The sequence below is a fragment of the Streptomyces sp. SCA2-17 genome (genome assembly GCF_044336695.1).
Genome location: NZ_CP117521.1, coordinates 1,434,544 through 1,454,203, shown reverse-complemented (window position 1 = coordinate 1,454,203; position 19,660 = coordinate 1,434,544). Strand labels below are relative to the sequence as shown.

Genomic DNA, 19,660 nt, shown 5'->3' with positions numbered 1-19,660 from the left:
GGGCCCGCCGCGCCGGCCCCCGGACCGTCAGGCGTCCACGGCCTTCCGGCTGCGCAGCAGGCCCGCCAGCGCCTCGGCGAACACCGCCGGGTCCAGCGGGTGCGTCACGGCCGCGTCGGCCCGGCTCCAGGTGGCCAGCCAGGCGTCCTGCGGGCGGCCCATCAGCAGCAGCACGGGCGGGCAGCGGAACACCTCGTCCTTCAGCTGCCGGCACACCCCCATGCCGCCCGCGGGCGCCGTCTCGCCGTCCAGGACGCACACGGCCACGTGGTGCTGTTCCAGGGCCGCGAGCACGCCCGGGAGTGTCGCGCATTCCACGTACTCGACCGGCGGTACGTCGGGAGCCGGCCTGCGACCTGCGGCCAGCCGGACCTGTGCGCGGGTGTCCGCGTTGTCGCTGTAGACCAGCACGGTGGCCGTCGGCTGCATCGTTCCTCCAGGCTTGTGTTCGGCACAGCTGCGGATCTGACGTGGAGCTGATCGCTGGCCGGACTCTACTCCGCGAACACCCTTCCGGAGGAGGGTCCGTCAGGCCCGGAGAGTGCCCCGGAACGTCCGGTTCCCCCCTTTGGGGGACCCCGGCACTGGGCCGTACGAGCAGCGCACATGCTCTTGACACACCGAACGGCACCCCCCGGAGTGAGCACGAGATAAGCGACCGACATAATGTCGGTCGTGGCGACTGCAACAGCAACAGATACCGGGCACGCACACCCGTCGGTCAATCGACCGAACCTCACCAGCGTCGGAACCATCATCTGGTTGAGTTCCGAGCTGATGTTCTTCGCGGCCCTCTTCGCGATGTACTTCACCCTGCGATCGGTGACCGGCGCAGAGCACTGGAAGGATATGGCGTCCTCGCTGAACCTTCCGTTCTCGGCGACGAACACCACGATCCTGGTGCTCTCCTCCCTCACCTGCCAGCTCGGCGTCTTCGCCGCCGAGCGCGGCGACGTGAAGAAGCTGCGCACCTGGTTCACGATCACCTTCGTGATGGGTGCCATCTTCATCGGCGGCCAGGTGTTCGAGTACACGGACCTCGTGAAGGAGGACGGCCTCTCGCTCTCCTCCGACCCGTACGGCTCGGTGTTCTACCTGACGACCGGCTTCCACGGCCTGCACGTGACGGGCGGTCTGATCGCCTTCCTGCTGGTTCTGGGCAGGACGTACGCGGCCAAGAGGTTCACCCACCACCAGGCGACGGCGGCCATCGTCGTGTCCTACTACTGGCACTTCGTCGACGTGGTGTGGATCGGCCTCTTCGCCACGATCTACTTGATCAAGTAATCGGTCCCGTCCCGCACCGGACCAACAGTCCAGATCGACGCAGAAGATCCTGACACCGGGGTAATCCGTGAAAAAGCTCTCCGCACGACGACGCCATCCGCTGGCGGCGGTCGTCGTCCTACTCTTCGCGCTGGCGGTCACTGGGGGGCTGTACGCCGCGTTCGCGCCGGCGGACACGGCCAAGGCCGATGGAACCGCCCAGTCCCTCGCCATCGAGGAGGGCAAGAAGCTCTATTCCGTGGGCTGCGCAAGCTGCCACGGCACCGGCGGTCAGGGCACCAGTGACGGCCCGAGCCTCGTCGGCGTGGGCGCCGCGGCCGTCGACTTCCAGGTCCGCACCGGCCGCATGCCGCTCCAGCAGCAGGGTGCCCAGGCCCCCCGCAAGAAGGCGATCTACACGCAGGCCCAGACCGACCAGCTCGCCGCGTACATCGCCTCGCTGGGCGCCGGCCCCGCGGTCCCGACCAAGGATCAGTACAGCCCGGACGGCGCGGACATCGCCAAGGGCGGAGAGCTCTTCCGCACCAACTGCGCCCAGTGCCACAACTTCACCGGTAAGGGCGGCGCGCTCTCCAACGGCAAGTTCGCCCCCTCGCTTGAGGACGTCGACCCCAAGCACATCTACGAGGCCATGCAGACCGGCCCGCAGAACATGCCTTCCTTCCCCGACACGACGCTGTCGGAGAAGAACAAGAAGGACATCATCGCGTACCTCGACACGGTCAACAGCAGCAAGTCGGAGAGCCCGGGCGGCCTCGAGCTGGGCGGGCTCGGCCCGGTCAGCGAGGGTCTGTTCGCGTGGATCTTCGGCTTGGGCGCGCTGATCGCAGTAGCCATCTGGGTCGCGGCCCACACCGCTAAGGCCAAGAAGTCATGAGTAGCCAAGACATTCCAGAAGAGAACCTGCCGAGCACGCAGGACGCACACGGCGGCGCCGTGACGAAGACGGCCGGCGACCCGTTCGCCGACCCCGGCCTGCCGCCGCACGAGCCCCGCATCCAGGACGTGGACGAGCGGGCGGCCCAGCGCTCCGAGCGCGTGGTCGCCTTCCTGTTCCTGCTCTCGATGCTGGCCACGGTCGGCTTCATCGCCTCCTACGTGGCCCTGCCGGTCGACAAGATCGTCTACATCTTCCCGATCGGTCACATCAGTGCCCTGAACTTCGCGCTGGGCATGACCCTCGCGGTGGCGCTGTTCTGCATCGGCGCGGGCGCGGTCCACTGGGCCCGCACCCTGATGTCGGACGTGGAGGTCGCCGACGAGCGGCACGCCATCTCCGCCGAGCCGGACGTCAAGGCCAAGGTCCTGGCGGACTTCAAGCAGGGCGCTGAGGAGTCGGCCTTCGGCCGCCGCAAGCTGATCCGCAACACCATGTTCGGCGCGCTGGCCCTGGTGCCGCTCTCCGGCGTGGTGCTGCTGCGCGACCTCGGACCGCTGCCGGGCACCAAGCTCCGGAAGACCGCCTGGTCCGAGGGCAAGATGCTGATCAACCAGAACACGCTGCAGCCGCTGCGTCCCGAGGACATCCAGGTCGGCTCCCTCACCTTCGCCATGCCCGAGGGCATGAAGGAGGAGGACCACGACTTCCAGAAGGAGATCGCCAAGGCCGCCCTGATGATCGTCCGGCTCCGCCCGGAGAACATCAAGGACAAGCGCGAGCTCGACTGGTCCGCGGACGGCATCGTCGCGTTCTCCAAGATCTGCACCCACGTCGGCTGCCCGATCAGCCTCTACGAGCAGCAGACGCACCACGTGCTGTGCCCCTGCCACCAGTCCACCTTCGACCTCTCCGACGGCGGACGCGTGATCTTCGGCCCGGCCGGCCACGCCCTTCCGCAGCTGCGGATCAAGGTCAACGACAAGGGCTACCTTGAGGCCATGGGCGACTTCGCCGAGCCCGTCGGTCCTGCCTACTGGGAGCGCGGATGAGCACTACAACCACGAACGCATCTGGCGCTAACGCGCCGGGCCGCCGCAAGGCACCCGCAGGCGAGCGGGTAGCCGACTGGGCCGACGGCCGCCTGGGGATCTACTCCCTGGCCAAGGCCAACATGCGGAAGATCTTCCCGGACCACTGGTCCTTCATGCTGGGCGAGGTCTGCCTCTACAGCTTCGTCATCATCATCCTCACGGGTGTGTACCTGACGCTGTTCTTCCACCCCAGCATGGAAGAGGTCGTCTACCACGGCTCGTACGTCCCCATGCAGGGCATGCGGATGTCCGAGGCGTTCCAGTCGACCCTGAACATCAGCTTCGACATCCGTGGCGGTCTGCTCATCCGGCAGATCCACCACTGGGCGGCGCTGATCTTCCTCGCCGGCATGTTCGTGCACATGATGCGCGTGTTCTTCACGGGTGCGTTCCGCAAGCCGCGTGAGGTCAACTGGCTGTTCGGCTTCCTGCTGTTCGTCCTGGGCATGTTCACCGGCTTCACCGGTTACTCGCTCCCGGACGACCTGCTCTCCGGCACCGGTGTCCGCTTCATGGAGGGCGCGATCCTGTCCGTGCCGATCGTCGGCACGTACATCTCGATGTTCCTCTTCGGCGGCGAGTTCCCCGGCTCGGACTTCGTGCCGCGGTTCTTCTCGATCCACGTCCTGCTGCTGCCGGGCATCATGCTCGGTCTGCTCGTGGCCCACCTGATCCTCGTGATCTACCACAAGCACACGCAGTTCCCCGGCCCGGGCCGCACCAACAAGAACGTCGTCGGCCTCCCGCTGATGCCGGTCTACATGGCCAAGGCCGGTGGCTTCTTCTTCCTGGTCTTCGGCGTCATCGCGGCCGTCGCGGCGATCGCCACGATCAACCCGATCTGGGCCATCGGCCCGTACCGCCCGGACCAGGTGTCGACCGGCGCCCAGCCCGACTGGTACATGGGCTTCTCCGAGGGCCTCATCCGCGTGATGCCGGGCTGGGAGATCAACCTGTGGGGCCACACGCTGGTCCTCGGCGTCTTCGTGCCGCTGGTGATCTTCCCGCTGGTGCTGGCCGCGATCGCGGTGTACCCGTTCATCGAGTCCTGGGTCACCGGCGACAAGCGGGAGCACCACCTGCTGGACCGCCCGCGCAACGCCCCGACGCGCACCGCCTTCGGTGCCGCCTGGATCAGCTGGTACTTCGTGCTGCTGATCGGTGGTGGAAACGACCTCTGGGCCACCCACTTCCACCTGTCGATCAACGCCATCACCTGGTTCGTCCGAATCGGCTTCTTCGTGGTGCCGGTCCTGACGTTCATCGCGACCCGCCGGATCTGCATGAGCCTGCAGCGCCGCGACCGCGACAAGGTGCTGCACGGCCGCGAGTCCGGCATCATCAAGCGCCTGCCGCACGGTGAGTTCGTCGAGGTCCACGAGCCGCTCTCGCAGGAGCAGCTGCACACCCTCACGGCGCACGAGCAGCCCAAGCCGCTCGAGCTGGAGCCGGAGTTCGACGAGAACGGCGTGGCCCGCAAGGCCGGCGCCGGGCAGCGCCTGAAGGTGAAGCTCTCCAAGGGCTTCTACGGCGAGGGGACCCAGATCCCCAAGGCCACCCGCGAGGAGTACGAGGAGATCACGAGCGGCCACGGCCACCACTGATCTCCGGGTCACCGCCTGATCCACACTGATCGCTGATCGCCACAGCGAGAGCCCCGTCCAGCGCATGGACGGGGCTCTTCGCGCTCTGCGGGGGTGGATAGGCTGGGCGGGCAGAGCCCTCGGGACGAACCCGGCTCTCCGGACCGACCACCAGGAGCGTGGACCATGAACGTTGTGACCCCGGCAGGCGGCGACAGCGCGGTGGCCCCCTCCTGGCCGGGCCTCCTGGACGCCCTCCTCGCCGGCCGTGACCTCACCGCCGACGACACGGCCTGGGCCATGGACCGGATCATGCGCGGCGAGGCCACCGGCGCCCAGATCGCGGGCTTCCTGGTCGCCCTGCGCGCCAAGGGCGAGACGGTCGCCGAGATCTCCGGCCTGGTCCGCACGATGTACGGACACGCCCGGCTGATCGAGGTGCCCGGCCCCAGCGTGGACATCGTGGGGACCGGCGGCGACGGCGCCAAGACCGTCAACATCTCGACCATGTCCGCGATCGTCGTGGCCGGCACCGGCACGAAGGTCGTCAAGCACGGCAACCGCGCGGCGTCCTCCGCCAGCGGGGCCTCGGACGTCCTGGAGAAGCTGGGCGTCAACCTCGACCTCACCCCGAAGCGCGTCGCGGAAGTGGCGGAGGAGGCCGGGATCACCCTGTGCTTCGCCGTGACGTTCCACCCGGCGCTGCGGCACGTGGCCGCGGCACGGCGCGAGCTCGGCATCCGCACCATCTTCAACGTGCTGGGCCCGCTGACCAACCCCGCCAAGGTGCGGGCGCAGGCCACCGGCGTCGCGGACGCGCGGATGGCGCCGATCCTCGCCGGGGTGCTCGCCGAGCGCGGCTCCACGGCGCTGGTCTTCCGCGGCGACGACGGCCTCGACGAGCTCACGACGACCGCGACCTCGCGGGTGTGGGTGGTCTCCGGCGGCACGGTCCGCGAGGAGGCCTTCGACCCGCGGGACGTGGGCATCGACCTGGTGCCCGTGGAGGCGCTGCGCGGGGCCGACGCGTCGTACAACGCGGACGTGGCACGGCGGCTGCTGGCGGGCGAGACCGGGCCCGTACGGGACGCGGTGCTGCTGAACTCCGCCGCGGCGCTCGTCGCGTCGGCGCCCACGGAGGCGCCGCTGGCGGAGCAGATCTCCGCCGGGCTGGTGCGCGCGGCGGAGTCCATCGACTCCGGTGCGGCGCGGCGGGCGCTGGAGCGCTGGGTCGCCGCGAGCAACGCCTGACCCGTCTCGCCCCGCGGAACGGCTGTTCCGCGGGGCGATCACGTATGCCATACTCCTCGGCAAGGTCACGAGTGACAGCGATCAGGCCCCGGCTTGCTGTCCGGCAACCCTCCTTCCGTGGCGGGGTGCCCCGGGTGATGACCAGGCCGCAGGCAGCGAGGTCTGCGGCAAGCGCGGATCCCTCGCCAGGGATCCTGGTTGCCGAGGGAGATCCTTCCGTGGTTCAGCGAATGCGTTAGGGCTCGAAGAGCCCCTTTTCCGCGCACCCTCTTTTCCCTTCCCGCGCCCGTCGCGCGGTGGAATTCGCCTGCCTTCTTACGGGAGTTCGCCATGTCTGTCTCCACCCTTGCCACCGATCAGGCCATTTGCACCCCTCTGCCGGTTCTGGGCAGGGATGTCCGCGTGCCGCTGGTCACCGGGGGAGAGGTGACGTACGCGGCGCTGGACTACGCGGCCAGCGCCCCCGCCCTGCAGCGCGTGTGGGACGACGTGGCGGCGTACGCGCCCTACTACGGCAGCGTGCACCGCGGCGCGGGGTACCTCTCGCAGCTGTCCACCGAGCTGTTCGAGAACAGCCGGGCGGACGTCGCCGCGTTCCTCGGCTGCCGGGACGGCGACCAGGTCCTCTTCACCCGCTCGACCACCGACTCCCTCAACCTGCTCGCCGCCGTACTCCCCACGGGGACCCGGGTGTTCGTCTTCGAGACCGAGCACCACGCGGCGCTCCTGCCCTGGGAGCGGCGCGCGGACGTCGCCGTGACCTACCTGGAGGCGCCCCGCACCCCGGCGCAGGCGGTCGAGACGCTGGAGCGGGAGCTCGCGGCCCGCGAGCCGTACGGCCCGGCGCTCGTGTGCGTGACCGGCGCGTCCAACGTGACCGGTGAACTGTGGCCCGTACGGGAGCTGGCGGCGGCCGCGCACGCGCACGGCGCGCGGATCGTGGTCGACGCGGCCCAGCTCGTGCCGCACCAGCGGGTGGACATCGCCGAGCTGGACGCGGACTGGGTCGCCTTCTCCGGGCACAAGCTGTACGCGCCCTTCGGCGCCGGCGTGCTCGCCGGGCGCGCGGACTGGCTCCGGGACGCCGAGCCCTACCTGGCGGGCGGGGGCGCGAGCCGCCGCGTCGCGCGGGACGCCTCCGGCGAGGTGCGGGTCGAGTGGCACGAGGGGGTCGCCCGGCACGAGGCCGGCTCGCCCAACGTCATCGGCGCCTACGCCATCGCCTCCGCGTGCAAGGCGCTCGCCGAGGCGGGCTTCGACCGGCTCGCGGAGCGGGAGCGGGAGCTGATCGCCCGGGTGCGGGAGGGGCTCGCGGCGGTGCCGGGGGTGCGGGTGCTGTCGCTCTTCGGGCCGGACGCCCCGAGCGTGGGCGTGCTCTCCTTCACCGTCGACGGCTGGAACAGCTCGCACTTCGCGGCGGCGCTCTCCGCGGAGTACGGGATCGGCGTCCGCGACGGCCTCTTCTGCGCGCACCCGCTGGTCCGGACGCTGGTGGGCGGCGACGCCGCCGCCGAGGGGGAGTGCGGTGCGGTGGACGAGGGCGCACCGCTGAACGCGATCCGGGTCAGCTTCGGCGCGGGCACCCCGGACGAGCACGTCGACCGCTTCGTGACGGCGGTCGGCGAACTCGTCCACCACGGCGCGAAGTGGTCCTACCGGACGGAGGGCGGGCGGTGCGTCCCCGCCTGACGGCGGTTGCAGGAATGGCGGGCGCGCCCGGTACGGCACCGCCGGAGAGCCCGGCGGGGGCTGAGCGCCGTGGCGGCGGGAGTGAAAGGCAGGGCCTTTCGATCGGTGGCCGGGGGAGGCCTGGCCTCTCGGCCATCAGGCCGCTTGCCGCAGGCAAGGAAATCCCGCCGCCGCGGCGCGCAACCCCACCGGAGGTGACCGGCGGTGCCGGACCGGCGTACGGCTTACGACTCCAGGCCGATCGCGAACGCCGCTTCCAGGTCGTGCTGCGAGTACGTGCGGAACGCGATGTGCGTCTCCGTCGAGGCCACGCCCGGGACCTTGCTGATGCGCCCCGGGATGACGTCCGCCAGGTCGTCGTGGCGGGCCACCCGGACCATGGCGATCAGATCGTGCGCCCCGGTCACCGAGTACACCTCGCTCACGCCCTCGATCGCCGCGATCTGCTCGGCGATCTCGGGGATCCGGTCGACGTCGGTCTTGATCAGGACGATCGAAGTGATCACGGCGGGCTCCTATCGGGGGTCGGGGGGCAGCCCCGCTTCACTCTAGTCGTACGCCCGTACCTCGCCCACGCGTACAGGAAGCCCAGGGCGAAGCCCACGACGTGGGCGAGGTAGGCGACGCCGGGCCGGTCCCCGGCCGAGCGGGCGGCGAGCCACTGGAGGGCGAACCAGAAGAGCAGCACGGCCCAGGCGGGGAACCGCAGGGGCAGGAAGAAGAGGAACGGGAAGAGACTGGTGACGCGGGCCCGGGGAAAGAGGTAGAGGAAGGCTCCGAGCACTCCGGAGATCGCCCCGGAGGCGCCGACGAGCGTCCGGTCGGAGCCGGCGTGCACGGCGGCGTAGCCGAGCAGTGCCAGCACCCCGGCGGTGAGGTAGAAGAGGGCGAAGGGACCCCGGCCCATACGGTTTTCGGCCATGGCGCCGAAGACATAGAGGAAGAGCATGTTCCCGAGCAGATGCAGCCAGTTGCCGTGGACGAAGAGCGCGGTGAGCGGGGTGATCAGCTCCGCCGCGGGCCCGTGCCACAGCTCCTCCGGCACCACTCCCCAGCGCTCGAAGTAGGCGGCCTGCGCGGCCAGGAGGCTGCTGCCGCTGCCGGGGCCGCCGGACAGGGTGACCGTGAGGCCCGACGCGGGGCCGAGCAGGAACACCACGCTGCAGGCGCCGATGAGGCCGTAGGTGACGAGGGGAGCCTGCCCCGGCTTTCCGAACATGAGCAGATCATGACGTACCAGCAGTAAAGCGCACAGAGTGCCTCGCCGGGCCGCCGAAGCGGGCCTGCGCTCCGCGCCGCATGACCATCAGGCCGTAGGGTTACGGGAAGCACACCCGCAGTTCGATGGACTTGACGAGGACGGACGACACGATGGGCGTTCCCCAGCCGACAGCCGGGACCCGGTGGCGCTGCGCGCTGTGCGGCAATCTCACCCGGTTCGATGTGACGCGTACGACCAAAGCCGTGGATTTCGTGCACCTCGACCTTTCCGGTGAGCCGAGCGTGGAGGAGCGCGAGGTGGTCAGTGAGACCATCGAGTCCGTGCGTTGCCGCTGGTGCAACGCGGTCGACCAGGTCGAGCTGGTGGACCGGCCGGGCGCGAACGCCTGAAGAACGGGAGCGATGAGCGGTGGTGGAGCACACGGGTGGCGCGGAGGCGGCCGGTGGACCTGGTGACACCGGTGGGACCGACGGCGCTGCCGAGGTGCTCGACCGACCGTTGCCGGAAGGCGTGCGGCGCCGGGTCGTCGGGCTCGTGGCGGAGGCGTTCGGCGGGCTGACCGTGGCCGAACTCCCCGCGGCGCTGCGGCAGTACGCCCGGTTCACGCCGAGCCGGCGGGCCAAGTTCGCGGGCAACGCGATGGCGGCGGCGGTGGAGAACGACGCCGCCTTCCGCCGGCGCATCTCGGCCCGGCTGCGCGAGACGGGCTCGGAGCTCGCCGAGGCCCTGGACGCCGGCTCGCCCCCGGCCGCCGCCGATCCGGAGGACGTGGCCGCCATGGCCTACGTGCTGCGGCCCGCCGGCTGGGTCAAGCTCGTCACGGCGGCCGGCGAGGAGGCGCTGCGGGCGACCGCGGAGCGCGCCGGCGAGGAGGCCCAGCGCGAACTGCGGCGCCTGCGCGAGGAGCTGGCGGAGGCGCGGGCCGCGGCCCGCGCCGAGACCGAGCGGATCCGCGCCGAGCTGGAGACCGTCCGCAGGGAGACCGATTCGCTCCAGCGCAAGCTGCGCAGCGCCGTGGCCGACGTGCGGCGCGGCGAGGCCGCCCTGCGCAAGGCGGAGGCCGAGCTGGAGTCCGCACGGGCGGCCGGCGCGGCCGAGAAGGCGGCGGCGCTGGGGGAGAGCCGGCGGCTCAAGACGCGGCTGTCGGAGGCCGAGGCCGCGCTGGAGGCGAGCCGCCGGGCGGTGCGCGAGGGCCGCAGCGTGGAGGACATGCGCCTGCGCCTGCTGCTCGACACCGTGCTGGACGCGGCCCAGGGCCTGCGGCGCGAGCTGGCGCTGCCGCCCGCCTCCGTGCACCCGGCGGACACGGTGGACGCCGTGGAGCCCGGCCGGATGACCCCGAAGGACATCGCCACGCGCGCCCTGTCCGAGACCGACCCCGCGCTCCTGGACCAGCTGCTGGCACTGCCTCAGGCCCACCTCGTGGTCGACGGCTACAACGTCACCAAGACCGGCTATCCGACGATGCCGCTGGACAAGCAGCGGCTGCGGCTGCTGGGCGGGCTCGCGATGCTGGCCGCGCAGACGGGCGCCGAGGTCACGTGCGTCTTCGACGGCGCCGAGCTGGCCGCGCCCGTCCTGCTCGCGCCGCCGCGCGGGGTGCGGGTGCTCTTCAGCAAGCCCGGGGTCACCGCCGACGAGCTGATCCGCCAGCTGGTGCGGGCCGAGCCGCCGGGCCGGCCGGTCGTGGTGGTCTCCACCGACCGCGAGGTCGCGGACGGCGTCGCGAAGGCGGGCGCCCGGCCCGTCGCATCCGCCCTCCTCCTCAAGCGACTTGCCCGTACCTGACCGTCAAGCCGCCGTCACCGGCTGTGTCATGTTGGTAAAGCTTCGCTTGGGGCGCGAGATTTTTCTGATGAGGATTTGAACGGATCACTCCGGGGTCACTAAGGTCGGGCCTCGAACCTTCGCCCGGTTGATCATCCAATAGGGGTGACGGTGAAGGTCCCGCCGGACCGCCGCCCTTCGGCGTGCGGTGGCGGCCGAGGAAGAAGGAGCTCGTCTCCGTGGCGTCCCACCGTCGACCCAAGCAGCCGGGCCGCGCCCGGGTGACCGTCCTGACGGCGACCGCAGCCGCAGCCGTCGCCCTCACCTCGCAGGCCGCGCACGCCGATCCGAAGGCCTCCAAGGCGGAGGTCAAGGAGAAGGTCGACAAGTACTACGAAGAGGCCGAGCAGGCCACGGAGAAGTACAACGGGGCCAAGGAGAAGCAGGACAAGCTCGACCAGCAGGTCACCGATCTCCAGGACAAGGTCGCCCGCGGCCAGGAGGAGATCAACAAGCTGCGCGACAGCCTCGGTTCGCTGGCCACCGCCCAGTACCGCAGCGGCGCCGTCGACCCCTCGCTCCAGCTGCTCCTCTCCTCCGACCCCGACGGCTACCTCGACAAGGCCTCGACGCTCAACCAGGTGAGCGCCAAGCAGGCCAGCACCCTCAAGCAGATCTCCGAGAAGCAGCGCGTGCTCAAGCAGCAGCGCCAGGAGGCCACCGGCAAGCTCAAGGACCTCGCGGAGACCCGCAAGGTGCTGGGCGAGCAGAAGGAGGCCGTCCAGGAGAAGCTCGCCGCGGCCAAGGAGCAGCTCAACACCCTCAGCGCCGCCGAGCGCGCCGAGGTCGTGGGCGAGAAGGACAAGGCCGACGGCGGCAAGGGCGGCGACGGCGCCCGCGCGGGCCGCGACAGCTCCCGCCCGGACCTCGGCAAGGACCTGCCCACCTCCGGCCGCGCGGCCGCGGCCCTCGCCGCCGCCCAGGGCAAGATCGGCTCCCCCTACGTGTGGGGCGCGACCGGCCCGGGCTCCTTCGACTGCTCCGGGCTGACCGGCTGGGCCTACGCCCAGGCCGGCGTCACCCTCCCGCGCATCTCCCAGGACCAGGCCAACGCCGGCACCCGCATCTACGACCAGAGCCAGCTCAAGCCCGGCGACCTGGTGCTCTTCTACGGCGACCTGCACCACATCGGCCTCTACGCGGGCAACGGCATGACCCTGCACGCCCCCAAGCCGGGCGCGAACGTCCGCTACGAGTCGATGGGCAACATGCCCTTCCAGTTCGGCGTCCGCATAGGCTGACGGACCGGCCCGCCGCTGGGCCGAATGGCTGACCCGCCGCCCGTTCGGGCGAATCGCGGTGGCCCGCGCTGACTCCACGCCCCGCCGGTGACCTGCGTCTCCGGCGGGGCGTCCGCATTCCCGTCCCATTCCCACCCCCGGAGGTCTTTGAACGCGGGGTGAGCACGCCGCTACTGTCCGGCGTGCGGTACGACACGTCCCGGACCGCGCCCGCAGAGCAGCAACGAAGGGAGTGCGGCGCCCGTGGCGTCCCATCGCCGTTCTTCGCAGTCCGGTCTCACCCAGACCGTCCGGGTCACCGTCCTGTCCGCCGCCGTGGCCACGGCCGCGGCCGCGATGGCGCCCCCGGCCGGAGCTCGGCCCAGTGACACCGCCGGCGACCGGTCCGGCGGAACCGTCACATCACAGGTCGACCGGCTCTACGAGCAGGCCGAACGGGCCACCGAGAAGTTCAACGAAGCGGGCGAGCACGCCGGCGAGCTCCGCCGGAAGGTCGCCGAGGCCACCGACCGCGTGGCCCGCGGCCAGGAGCGCGTCAACCACATGCGCACCGCCCTCGGCATGATCGCCACCGCGCAGTACCGCACCGGCGCCGTCGACCCCGCCCTCCAGCTCCTCCTCTCCTCGGACCCCGACGGCTACCTGGACCGCGCCGCCACCCTCGACCGCGTCTCCGACCGCCAGAGCGAGCAGCTCAAGGCCCTCCTCGGCGCCCAGCGCGCCCTCCGCCAGGAGCGCACCGAGGCCGCCCGCATGCTGAGCGAGCTGGAGGAGACCCGCAAGGCCGTCGAGCACCACAAGCACGAGGTCGAGGGCAAGCTCGCCACGGCCCGCCGGCTGCTGAACGCCCTGCCCGAGGCCGACCGCCGGGCCTACGCGCGGGCCTCGCGCTCCGGCGGTACGCGGACGCTGGACCACTCGGGCGGCGGCGGCCTCCTCGGCGGCCTCCAGGACCTCACCGCCGCCTCCGGCCGCGGCGCCGCGGCCGCCATGGCCGCCCGCTCCGCCGTCGGCTCGCCCTACGCCTGGGGCGCGAACGGGCCGGGAGCCTTCGACTGCTCCGGGCTCATGCAATGGGCGTACGGGCGGGCCGGCGTCGGCCTGCCCCGCACCTCCCAGGCGCAGCGCAACGCCGGCCGGCACGTCCCCCTGTCCGAGGCCCGCCCCGGCGACCTCGTCATCTACCGCGACGACGCCAGCCACGTGGGCATGTACGTGGGCAACGGCCAGGTCGTGCACGCGCCCTACCCCGGTGCCCGCGTGCGCTACGACCCGGCCAACATGATGCCGATTTCGTCCGTGACCCGGCCGTGAGCCCGCCCTGAGCGCACGCCGGGGGGCGCGCGGCTCGTACGATGCGGGACGTGACGGGCCGGTGGTGGAGGAGCGGACGCGGGGGCACGCGCGCGGGTAGCCGTGGGCCGGCCCGCCGGGCGGCGTGCGGCCTGGCCGCCGCCCTGCTGGCCCTCCAGGCCGCCCTGACCGGCTGCTCCGCCCTCTCCGGCGACGACGGCGCCCGTGACCGGGCCCTGCAAGGCGCCCTGGACCGGTGGGCCGCCGCCCTCCGCGACCGCGACGAGAACGCCTTCCTGGCCGCCGTCGACCCCGCCGCCGACGCGTACCGGGCCGAACAGCGCCGCGTCTTCGCCAACCTCGCCGCGGTGCCGCTCGCCTCCTGGGACTACCGGCTCGTGCGCACCGGCGGCTTCACCCCCGAGCGGGGCGACGGCGGCGGGCGGCGCGTCGCCGCCGAGGCCGAGCTGCGGTACCGGCTGGCCGGCTACGACGGCGTGCCCGTCACGACCCGCACCCGGCTCACCCTCGTCGAGCGCGGCGGGCGGTGGTACGTGGCCGCGGAGACCGCTCCGCGGGGTGGCGGGCAGCTGTGGCAGCAGGGCCCCGTCACCGTCGTCCGCGGTGAGCGCAGCCTCGTCCTCGGCGTCGGCCAGGACCGCGAGCGGCTGCGCGCCCTCGCCGGCCTCGCCGACCAGGCCGTGCCCGCCGTGGGCGCGGCCTGGCACGCCGGGCCGCGGGACTGGCCCGGACGGGTCGTCGTCGAGATGCCGGCCTCCCTGGAGCGGATGGCCGCCCTCCTCGACTCGCCCGTCTCCAACTACCGCGGGATCGCCGCCGTGACCACCGGCGAGGCCGGCGGCACGGGGGCGGCCGCGCCGGCGGACCGCATCATCGTCAACCCCGAGGCGTACGGCGTGCTCGGCGAGTTCGGGCGGCGCATCGTCCTCACCCACGAGACCGCGCACGTCGCGACCCGGGCCCGGACGACGAAGGCCACGCCGCTGTGGCTGTCCGAGGGCTTCGCCGACTGGGCCGCGTACCGCGGCACGGGGCGCACCGCGCGCCAGGCCGCGCCGGAGCTCGCCCGCGCCGCCGCGGCGGGCGCGCTCCCCCGGGAGCTCCCCGGCGACCCCGACTTCGGCTTCGCCGGGGAGGCGGGGAAGCTGGCCCGCGCCTACGAGGAGGGGTGGCTGGCCTGCCGGCTGATCGCGGAGCGCTGGAGCGAGGAGAAACTCGTCGCGTTCTACCGCGCGGTGGGCGCGCACGCGCGCCGCGACGGCGCGGTCGAGGGCGCCCTCCGCGACGTCCTCGGCATCTCGCCGGGGGAGTTCACGGCACGGTGGCGCTCGTACGTTGCGGACCAGCTGGGCACGGGCTGAGCCGGTCGAGCCGGGTTCGGCACCGCGGTGCCCACTCCGTGGAGCTGAGCCGGGTCCGGCACCGCCGGTCACCGCCGCGGTGGCTGATCGCCGTTGCGGCGGGGGTGAGAGGCGGGGCCTCTCGACCACTTGCTGCTGATAGGCGACGGCTTCCTCGTCCACCAGGCGTCTTGCCGCAGGCAAGAAAACCCCGCCGCAACGGCGAGCAACCCTTACGGTGTGGTCCGGCGGTGCCGGACTTGGCTCAGCTCCACGCAGTGGACACCGCGGCGCCGAAACCGGCGCAACCCCACGTCGTGGGGGCCGTCAGCCCGCCACCAGTACCGGTTCCTTCTCCGCGGGAGGGTCGTCCGGGGTGTCCGGCGCCTCCGGCAGGGACACTGTCTCGCGCCACAGCCGCGCGCACGCGATCAGCGTCGCCACCACCAGCAACCCGTTCCGCAGCGTCAGCGTGGCCACGCCCAGCTTGTCGCTGGCGACCACGTGCGAGAACCAGATGGGGAACTCCAGCTGCGTCAGCGGCGCGGCCAGCAGGACCAGAGCGATCGGCAGCCGCTGCCGCGTCGTGCCCATTGTCAGGCACACGGCCGCCAGCCCGAGCAGCCAGACCACGTACTGCGGGCTGATCACCCGGCTGGTCGTGGTGAACAGCAGCACCGACGCGAACGCCGCCTCGTACGGCGTGCACGCCGTGAACCGCCGCGCCCGCACGCGCCACAGCAGCAGCCAGGCGAACGCCAGCACGCTCAGCACGAGCGCGAGCCGGCTCACGGTGTGGACGTACGGGCCGAGGAACTCCACGGAGCCGTAGTGCAGCCGCGCGTGCCCGTGCCAGCCAGCGTGCCGCCCGAGGTGGAAGACCAGCGAGCCCAGGGACTCCACTTCCGTGCCCCGGTCCCGCTGGAAGGTCAGGAAGGCCAGCGCCCCCGGCATCGTGGCGGCGAACAGCAGCCCGAGCACCGCGGCCGTCATCGCCGCGGCCCCCCACGCCGCCCGCGTACGGGGCCCCCGCGGCGTGCCGACCAGCAGTAGCACCGGCCACACCTTCAGCAGCGCCCCGAAGGCCGTGAGGGCGCCGGAGAGCCGGGCCCGGCGCCCGGCCGCCAGCAGGGCGGCGACCGCTACGGCCGTCACCATCACGTCGTAGCGGGCGTAGACGATGGGGCCGAGCAGTGGGACGCCCACCACCCACGCCCACACCCCGGAGGCCGGGCGCCGCCCGTCCCGCACCGCGTACAGCAGCAGCGCGTAGACCGCCGCGTCCGCGAGGAAGCACACGACGAAGAAGGCCGGGGCGTAGTCGAGGAACGGCAGCAGGCCGGGGGCGAGCACGGCGAGGGCGGCGGCGGGCGGGTACTGCCAGGTGACGTCGTCGTAGGGGAAGGTGCCGGTGCGCAGCACCCCGTACCAGCCCTGGTAGATCACCTCGATGTCGACGGAGACGTCCGACCCCGGCATCACCCACACCCGCAGCACGCACATCAGCAGCACGGCCCGGGTGACGGCCCACACCGCGACCGAGAGCCGCAAACCCCTGCCCGCCATCATCCACCTCGCCCTTCACGGTCACTACACGCTGTACGCGCGCCGCTACTGCAAGGCATGATGCCGCCCCGGCCGGTCCAGACGCCGTGACGTGGCGGGACGGGGCCCCGACTGCCCCCGATCGCACCCGGTACTGTCGGACGGCGATGGACAAGACTCTCGTCGTCACCAACGACTTCCCGCCCCGCCCCGGCGGCATCCAGGCGTTCCTGCACAACATGGCGCTGCGCCTGGACCCGTCGGGCATCGTCGTCTACGCCTCCACCTGGAAGCGCGGCCAGGAAGGCGCGGTGGACACCGCACGCTTCGACGCCGAGCAGCCGTTCCCGGTCGTCCGCGACCGCACCACGATGCTGCTGCCGACGCCGCGGATAACCCGGCGCGCCACGGCCCTGCTGCGCGAACACGGCTGCACGTCGGTGTGGTTCGGGGCCGCGGCCCCGCTCGGGCTCATGGCCCCGGCGCTGCGCCGGGCGGGCGCCCGCCGCCTGGTCGGCACGACGCACGGGCACGAGGCCGGCTGGGCGCAGCTGCCCGCGTCGCGGCAACTGCTGCGGCGCATCGGCGAGGGCACCGACACCCTCACCTATCTGGGCGAGTACACCCGCTCGCGGATCGCCTCCGCGCTGACGGACGAGGCGGCGGCCCGCATGGTGCAACTGCCGCCCGGCGTGGACGAGAAGACCTTCCACCCCGGCTCCGGCGGCGACGAGGTCCGCGCCCGGCTGGGCCTCGCGGACCGGCCCGTGGTGGTGTGCGTCTCGCGGCTGGTACCGCGCAAGGGCCAGGACACGCTGATCCTCGCCATGCCCCGGATCCTGGCGGCCGTTCCGGACACGGTGCTGCTGATCGTCGGCGGCGGCCCGTACGAGGACGACCTGCGGAAGCTGGCCGCGGAGACGGGCGTCGCGGACTCCGTCCGCTTCACGGGCGCCGTGCCGTGGGAGGAACTGCCCGCGCACTACGGGGCGGGCGACGTCTTCGCGATGCCGTGCCGCACGCGCCGCGGCGGCCTCGACGTCGAAGGGCTCGGCATCGTCTACCTGGAGGCGTCGGCGACGGGCCTGCCGGTCGTCGCCGGGGACTCGGGCGGGGCGCCGGACGCCGTCCTGGAGGGCGAGACGGGGTACGTGGTGAAGGGCGGTTCGCCGGCCCAGGCCGCGGACCGCATCGTGACGCTGCTGAAGGACCCGGAGCTGCGCGCGCGCATGGGCGCGCGGGGGCGGCAGTGGGTCGAGGAGAAATGGCGCTGGGACCTCCTGGCCGAGCGCCTCAAGACCCTCCTCTGACGGTCCGTAAACGCAGGGAGGGCCGGCGATGCCGGCCCTCCCTGCGTTTACGGATCAGGGGTTCAGCCGCGGTAGATCGCCTCGATCTCGTCGGCGAAGTCCTTCGCCACGACGTTCCGCTTCAGCTTCAGCGACGGCGTCACGTGCCCGGACGCCTCGGTGAACTGCGCGGGCAGGATGCGGAACTTCCGCACCGACTCCGCCTTGGAGACCGCCGCGTTGCCGTCGTCGACGGCCTTCTGCACGTCCGCCAGCAGGTCCGCGTCCCCGGCCAGCTCGGCCGGTGTCATCCCGGCCGGCTTGCCGTGGTCGGCGAGCCAGCGCGGCAGGAAGTCCTCGTCGAGGGTGATGAGCGCGCCGACGAAGGGGCGGGCGTCGCCGACGACCATGCACTCGGCGATCAGGGCGTGCGCCCGGATGCGGTCCTCGATCACGGCCGGGGCGACGTTCTTGCCGCCCGCGGTGACGATGATCTCCTTCTTGCGGCCGGTGATCGTGAGGTAGCCGTCCTCGTCGAGGGTGCCGAGGTCGCCGGTGTGGAACCAGGCGTCGGACAGCGCCTCCTCGGTGGCCGCCTCGTTCTTCCAGTAGCCCTGGAAGAGGTGCTCGCCGTGCAGCAGCACCTCGCCGTCGTCGGCGATGCGCACGACCGAGCCGGGCAGCGGCTGGCCGACCGTGCCGATCTTCGGCCGGTCCCAGGGGTTGAACGTGGTCGCGGCGCAGGACTCGGTGAGGCCGTAGCCCTCCAGGACCGTGAAGCCGATGCCGCGGTAGAAGTGGCCCAGGCGCTCGCCGAGCGGCCCGCCGCCGGAGATGGCGTGCGTCGCCCGGCCGCCGAGGACGGCCCGCAGCTTGCCGTAGACGAGCTTGTCGAAGACGGCGTGCTTGATGCGCAGGCCCAGGCCCGGCCCGGACGGGGCGTCGAGGGCGCGGCTGTAGGCGATGGCGGTGTCCGCGGCCTTGTCGAAGATCTTGCCCTTGCCGTCGGCCTGGGCCTTGGCGCGGGCGCCGTTGTAGACCTTCTCGAAGACGCGGGGCACGCCCAGGATCAGCGTCGGGCGGAAGGCGGCGAGCTCGTCCGTCAGATTGCGGATGTCCGGCACGCAGCCCAGGCGGATCGGCGCGAGCATCGCGCAGATCTCCACCAGCCGGCCGAAGACGTGGGCGGTGGGGAGGAAGAGCAGGACGGACGAGTCGCCCGTGTTGAACAGCGGCTTGAGCCGCTCCACGGCGTTGCCGCACTCCGCGAAGAACGCGCGGTGCGTCAGGACGCAGCCCTTGGGGCGGCCCGTGGTGCCGGAGGTGTAGACGATCGTGGCGGGCGAGTCGGCGTTCGCCAGCGCGCTGCGCTCGTCGACCTCCTCGTCCGTGACGGCGGCGCCTGCCTCGCGCAGCTTCGCGACCCCGCCGGCCTCGATCTGCCAGACGTGGGCGAGTTCGGGCAGGCGGTCCTTCACGGACTCGACGGCCGCCTCGTGGCCGGCGGTCTCGACGACGCAGCCGATCGCGCCGGAGTCGCTGAGGATCCACTGGATCTGCTCGGGCGAGCTCGTCTCGTACACGGGCACGGTGACGCCGCCGGCGCTCCAGATCGCGAAGTCCAGCAGCGTCCACTCGTAGCGCGTGCGGGACATCAGCCCGACCCGGTCGCCCGGCCGCACACCGGAAGCGATCAGGCCCTTGGCGGCGGTCCGGACCTCGGCGAGGAACTCGGCGGCGGTGACGTCCTCCCACCGCCCGTCGGTCTTGCGCCCTATGACGGCGACGTCGGGGCGCTGCGCGGCGTTGCGGCGGATCAGATCCGTCAGGTTTCCGTCCGCAGGGACCTCATAGAGGGCCGGAAGGCTGAACTCGCGCAAGACTGCTGCTCCTCGTCGGGCGCCGGCGCCGCCGCGTCTTCGAGGGGCGCTGCTCGGCTGCGGTCCATGATCAGGCAAGGGGGGTAGTGGACTGCCCGGACGTTACCCACCAGTACGGCTTTCGAATAGGGGGCTGCGCCCAGATGTTCTCTGCGTCACATGCCACGGGACTGCTTCGACGCACCCTAGCCCCTCAGTTCGGTGACCCGGAAGTAACCACC

17 protein-coding genes and 1 riboswitch are annotated in these 19,660 nt (G+C 72.1%); of the genes, 12 read left to right on the top strand and 5 right to left on the bottom strand.

Translation table 11 applies throughout. The features are described from left to right. Window positions 1–27: 27 nt before the first annotated feature. A complete protein-coding gene (locus PS271_RS06475) occupies window positions 28–429 on the bottom strand; it encodes a hypothetical protein (protein ID WP_356276405.1) in 402 nt (133 codons plus the stop codon). Window positions 430–666: 237 nt separating this feature from the next. Here PS271_RS06475 and ctaE point away from each other — a divergent pair, with 237 nt between their 5' ends. The 6 genes from ctaE to PS271_RS06445 all read left to right on the top strand — a co-directional run bounded on the left by ctaE (window position 667) and on the right by PS271_RS06445 (window position 7,781). Next, on the top strand, window positions 667–1,287 hold the full coding sequence (gene ctaE / locus PS271_RS06470; RefSeq protein ID WP_398380875.1) for an aa3-type cytochrome oxidase subunit III: 621 nt from the start codon (window positions 667–669) through the stop codon (window positions 1,285–1,287). 67 nt (window positions 1,288–1,354) lie between these two features. Beyond that, window positions 1,355–2,164, top strand: a complete 810-nt coding sequence (gene qcrC, locus PS271_RS06465; protein ID WP_398380874.1) for a cytochrome bc1 complex diheme cytochrome c subunit — start codon at window positions 1,355–1,357, stop codon at window positions 2,162–2,164. Beyond that, the gene (gene qcrA / locus PS271_RS06460) at window positions 2,161–3,216 is read left to right on the top strand and encodes a cytochrome bc1 complex Rieske iron-sulfur subunit (protein ID WP_356276412.1); all 1,056 of its coding nucleotides are present in this window, start codon (window positions 2,161–2,163) and stop codon (window positions 3,214–3,216) included. Before qcrC ends, qcrA begins: the two co-directional genes overlap by 4 nt. Continuing rightward, window positions 3,213–4,862, top strand: coding sequence for a cytochrome bc1 complex cytochrome b subunit (gene qcrB, locus PS271_RS06455; protein WP_398380871.1), 1,650 nt, complete (start codon window positions 3,213–3,215; stop codon window positions 4,860–4,862). The genes qcrA and qcrB overlap by 4 nt, the downstream gene beginning before the upstream one ends. A gap of 165 nt (window positions 4,863–5,027) precedes the next feature. Then, window positions 5,028–6,092: an anthranilate phosphoribosyltransferase gene (gene trpD / locus PS271_RS06450; RefSeq protein ID WP_398380869.1), complete on the top strand. Its 1,065-nt coding sequence runs from the start codon at window positions 5,028–5,030 to the stop codon at window positions 6,090–6,092. A gap of 63 nt (window positions 6,093–6,155) precedes the next feature. Then, a riboswitch (SAM riboswitch) is annotated at window positions 6,156–6,272 on the top strand. 150 nt (window positions 6,273–6,422) lie between these two features. Next, a complete protein-coding gene (locus PS271_RS06445; RefSeq protein ID WP_398380868.1) occupies window positions 6,423–7,781 on the top strand; it encodes an aminotransferase class V-fold PLP-dependent enzyme in 1,359 nt (452 codons plus the stop codon). Between the two features lie 224 nt (window positions 7,782–8,005). On the opposite strand, the gene PS271_RS06440 is transcribed toward PS271_RS06445, so the two are convergent. Both PS271_RS06440 and PS271_RS06435 read right to left on the bottom strand, forming a co-directional pair. Then, window positions 8,006–8,287, bottom strand: a complete 282-nt coding sequence (locus PS271_RS06440) for an Lrp/AsnC family transcriptional regulator (protein WP_106676590.1) — start codon at window positions 8,285–8,287, stop codon at window positions 8,006–8,008. Further along, complete coding sequence (locus PS271_RS06435; protein ID WP_398380866.1) at window positions 8,284–9,000, bottom strand: rhomboid family intramembrane serine protease; 717 nt, start codon at window positions 8,998–9,000, stop codon at window positions 8,284–8,286. Before PS271_RS06435 ends, PS271_RS06440 begins: the two co-directional genes overlap by 4 nt. A gap of 152 nt (window positions 9,001–9,152) precedes the next feature. Between PS271_RS06435 and PS271_RS06430 the strand changes: the two genes are divergently transcribed. From PS271_RS06430 to PS271_RS06410, 5 genes are all read left to right on the top strand, one after another. After that, the gene (locus tag PS271_RS06430) at window positions 9,153–9,392 is read left to right on the top strand and encodes a hypothetical protein (RefSeq protein WP_120754601.1); all 240 of its coding nucleotides are present in this window, start codon (window positions 9,153–9,155) and stop codon (window positions 9,390–9,392) included. A 19-nt stretch (window positions 9,393–9,411) separates the two neighbouring features. Then, a complete protein-coding gene (locus PS271_RS06425) occupies window positions 9,412–10,791 on the top strand; it encodes an NYN domain-containing protein (RefSeq protein WP_398380864.1) in 1,380 nt (459 codons plus the stop codon). 218 nt (window positions 10,792–11,009) lie between these two features. After that, entirely contained in the window at window positions 11,010–12,071 is a 1,062-nt protein-coding gene (locus PS271_RS06420) for a C40 family peptidase (RefSeq protein WP_398380863.1), read from the top strand. A gap of 243 nt (window positions 12,072–12,314) precedes the next feature. Next, entirely contained in the window at window positions 12,315–13,385 is a 1,071-nt protein-coding gene (locus tag PS271_RS06415; protein ID WP_398380862.1) for a C40 family peptidase, read from the top strand. Window positions 13,386–13,435: 50 nt separating this feature from the next. After that, entirely contained in the window at window positions 13,436–14,746 is a 1,311-nt protein-coding gene (locus tag PS271_RS06410; protein WP_495656748.1) for a hypothetical protein, read from the top strand. Window positions 14,747–15,052: 306 nt separating this feature from the next. On the opposite strand, the gene PS271_RS06405 is transcribed toward PS271_RS06410, so the two are convergent. Next, window positions 15,053–16,291: a glycosyltransferase 87 family protein gene (locus tag PS271_RS06405; RefSeq protein ID WP_398380860.1), complete on the bottom strand. Its 1,239-nt coding sequence runs from the start codon at window positions 16,289–16,291 to the stop codon at window positions 15,053–15,055. A gap of 146 nt (window positions 16,292–16,437) precedes the next feature. Between PS271_RS06405 and PS271_RS06400 the strand changes: the two genes are divergently transcribed. Next, window positions 16,438–17,580, top strand: coding sequence for a glycosyltransferase family 4 protein (locus PS271_RS06400; protein ID WP_398380858.1), 1,143 nt, complete (start codon window positions 16,438–16,440; stop codon window positions 17,578–17,580). 62 nt (window positions 17,581–17,642) lie between these two features. Here PS271_RS06400 and PS271_RS06395 read toward each other — a convergent pair whose 3' ends face one another. Beyond that, window positions 17,643–19,439 (bottom strand): AMP-dependent synthetase/ligase, encoded by a 1,797-nt coding sequence (locus tag PS271_RS06395; protein WP_398380856.1) that lies wholly within the window; start codon window positions 19,437–19,439, stop codon window positions 17,643–17,645. Between the last annotated feature and the right edge of the window lie 221 nt (window positions 19,440–19,660).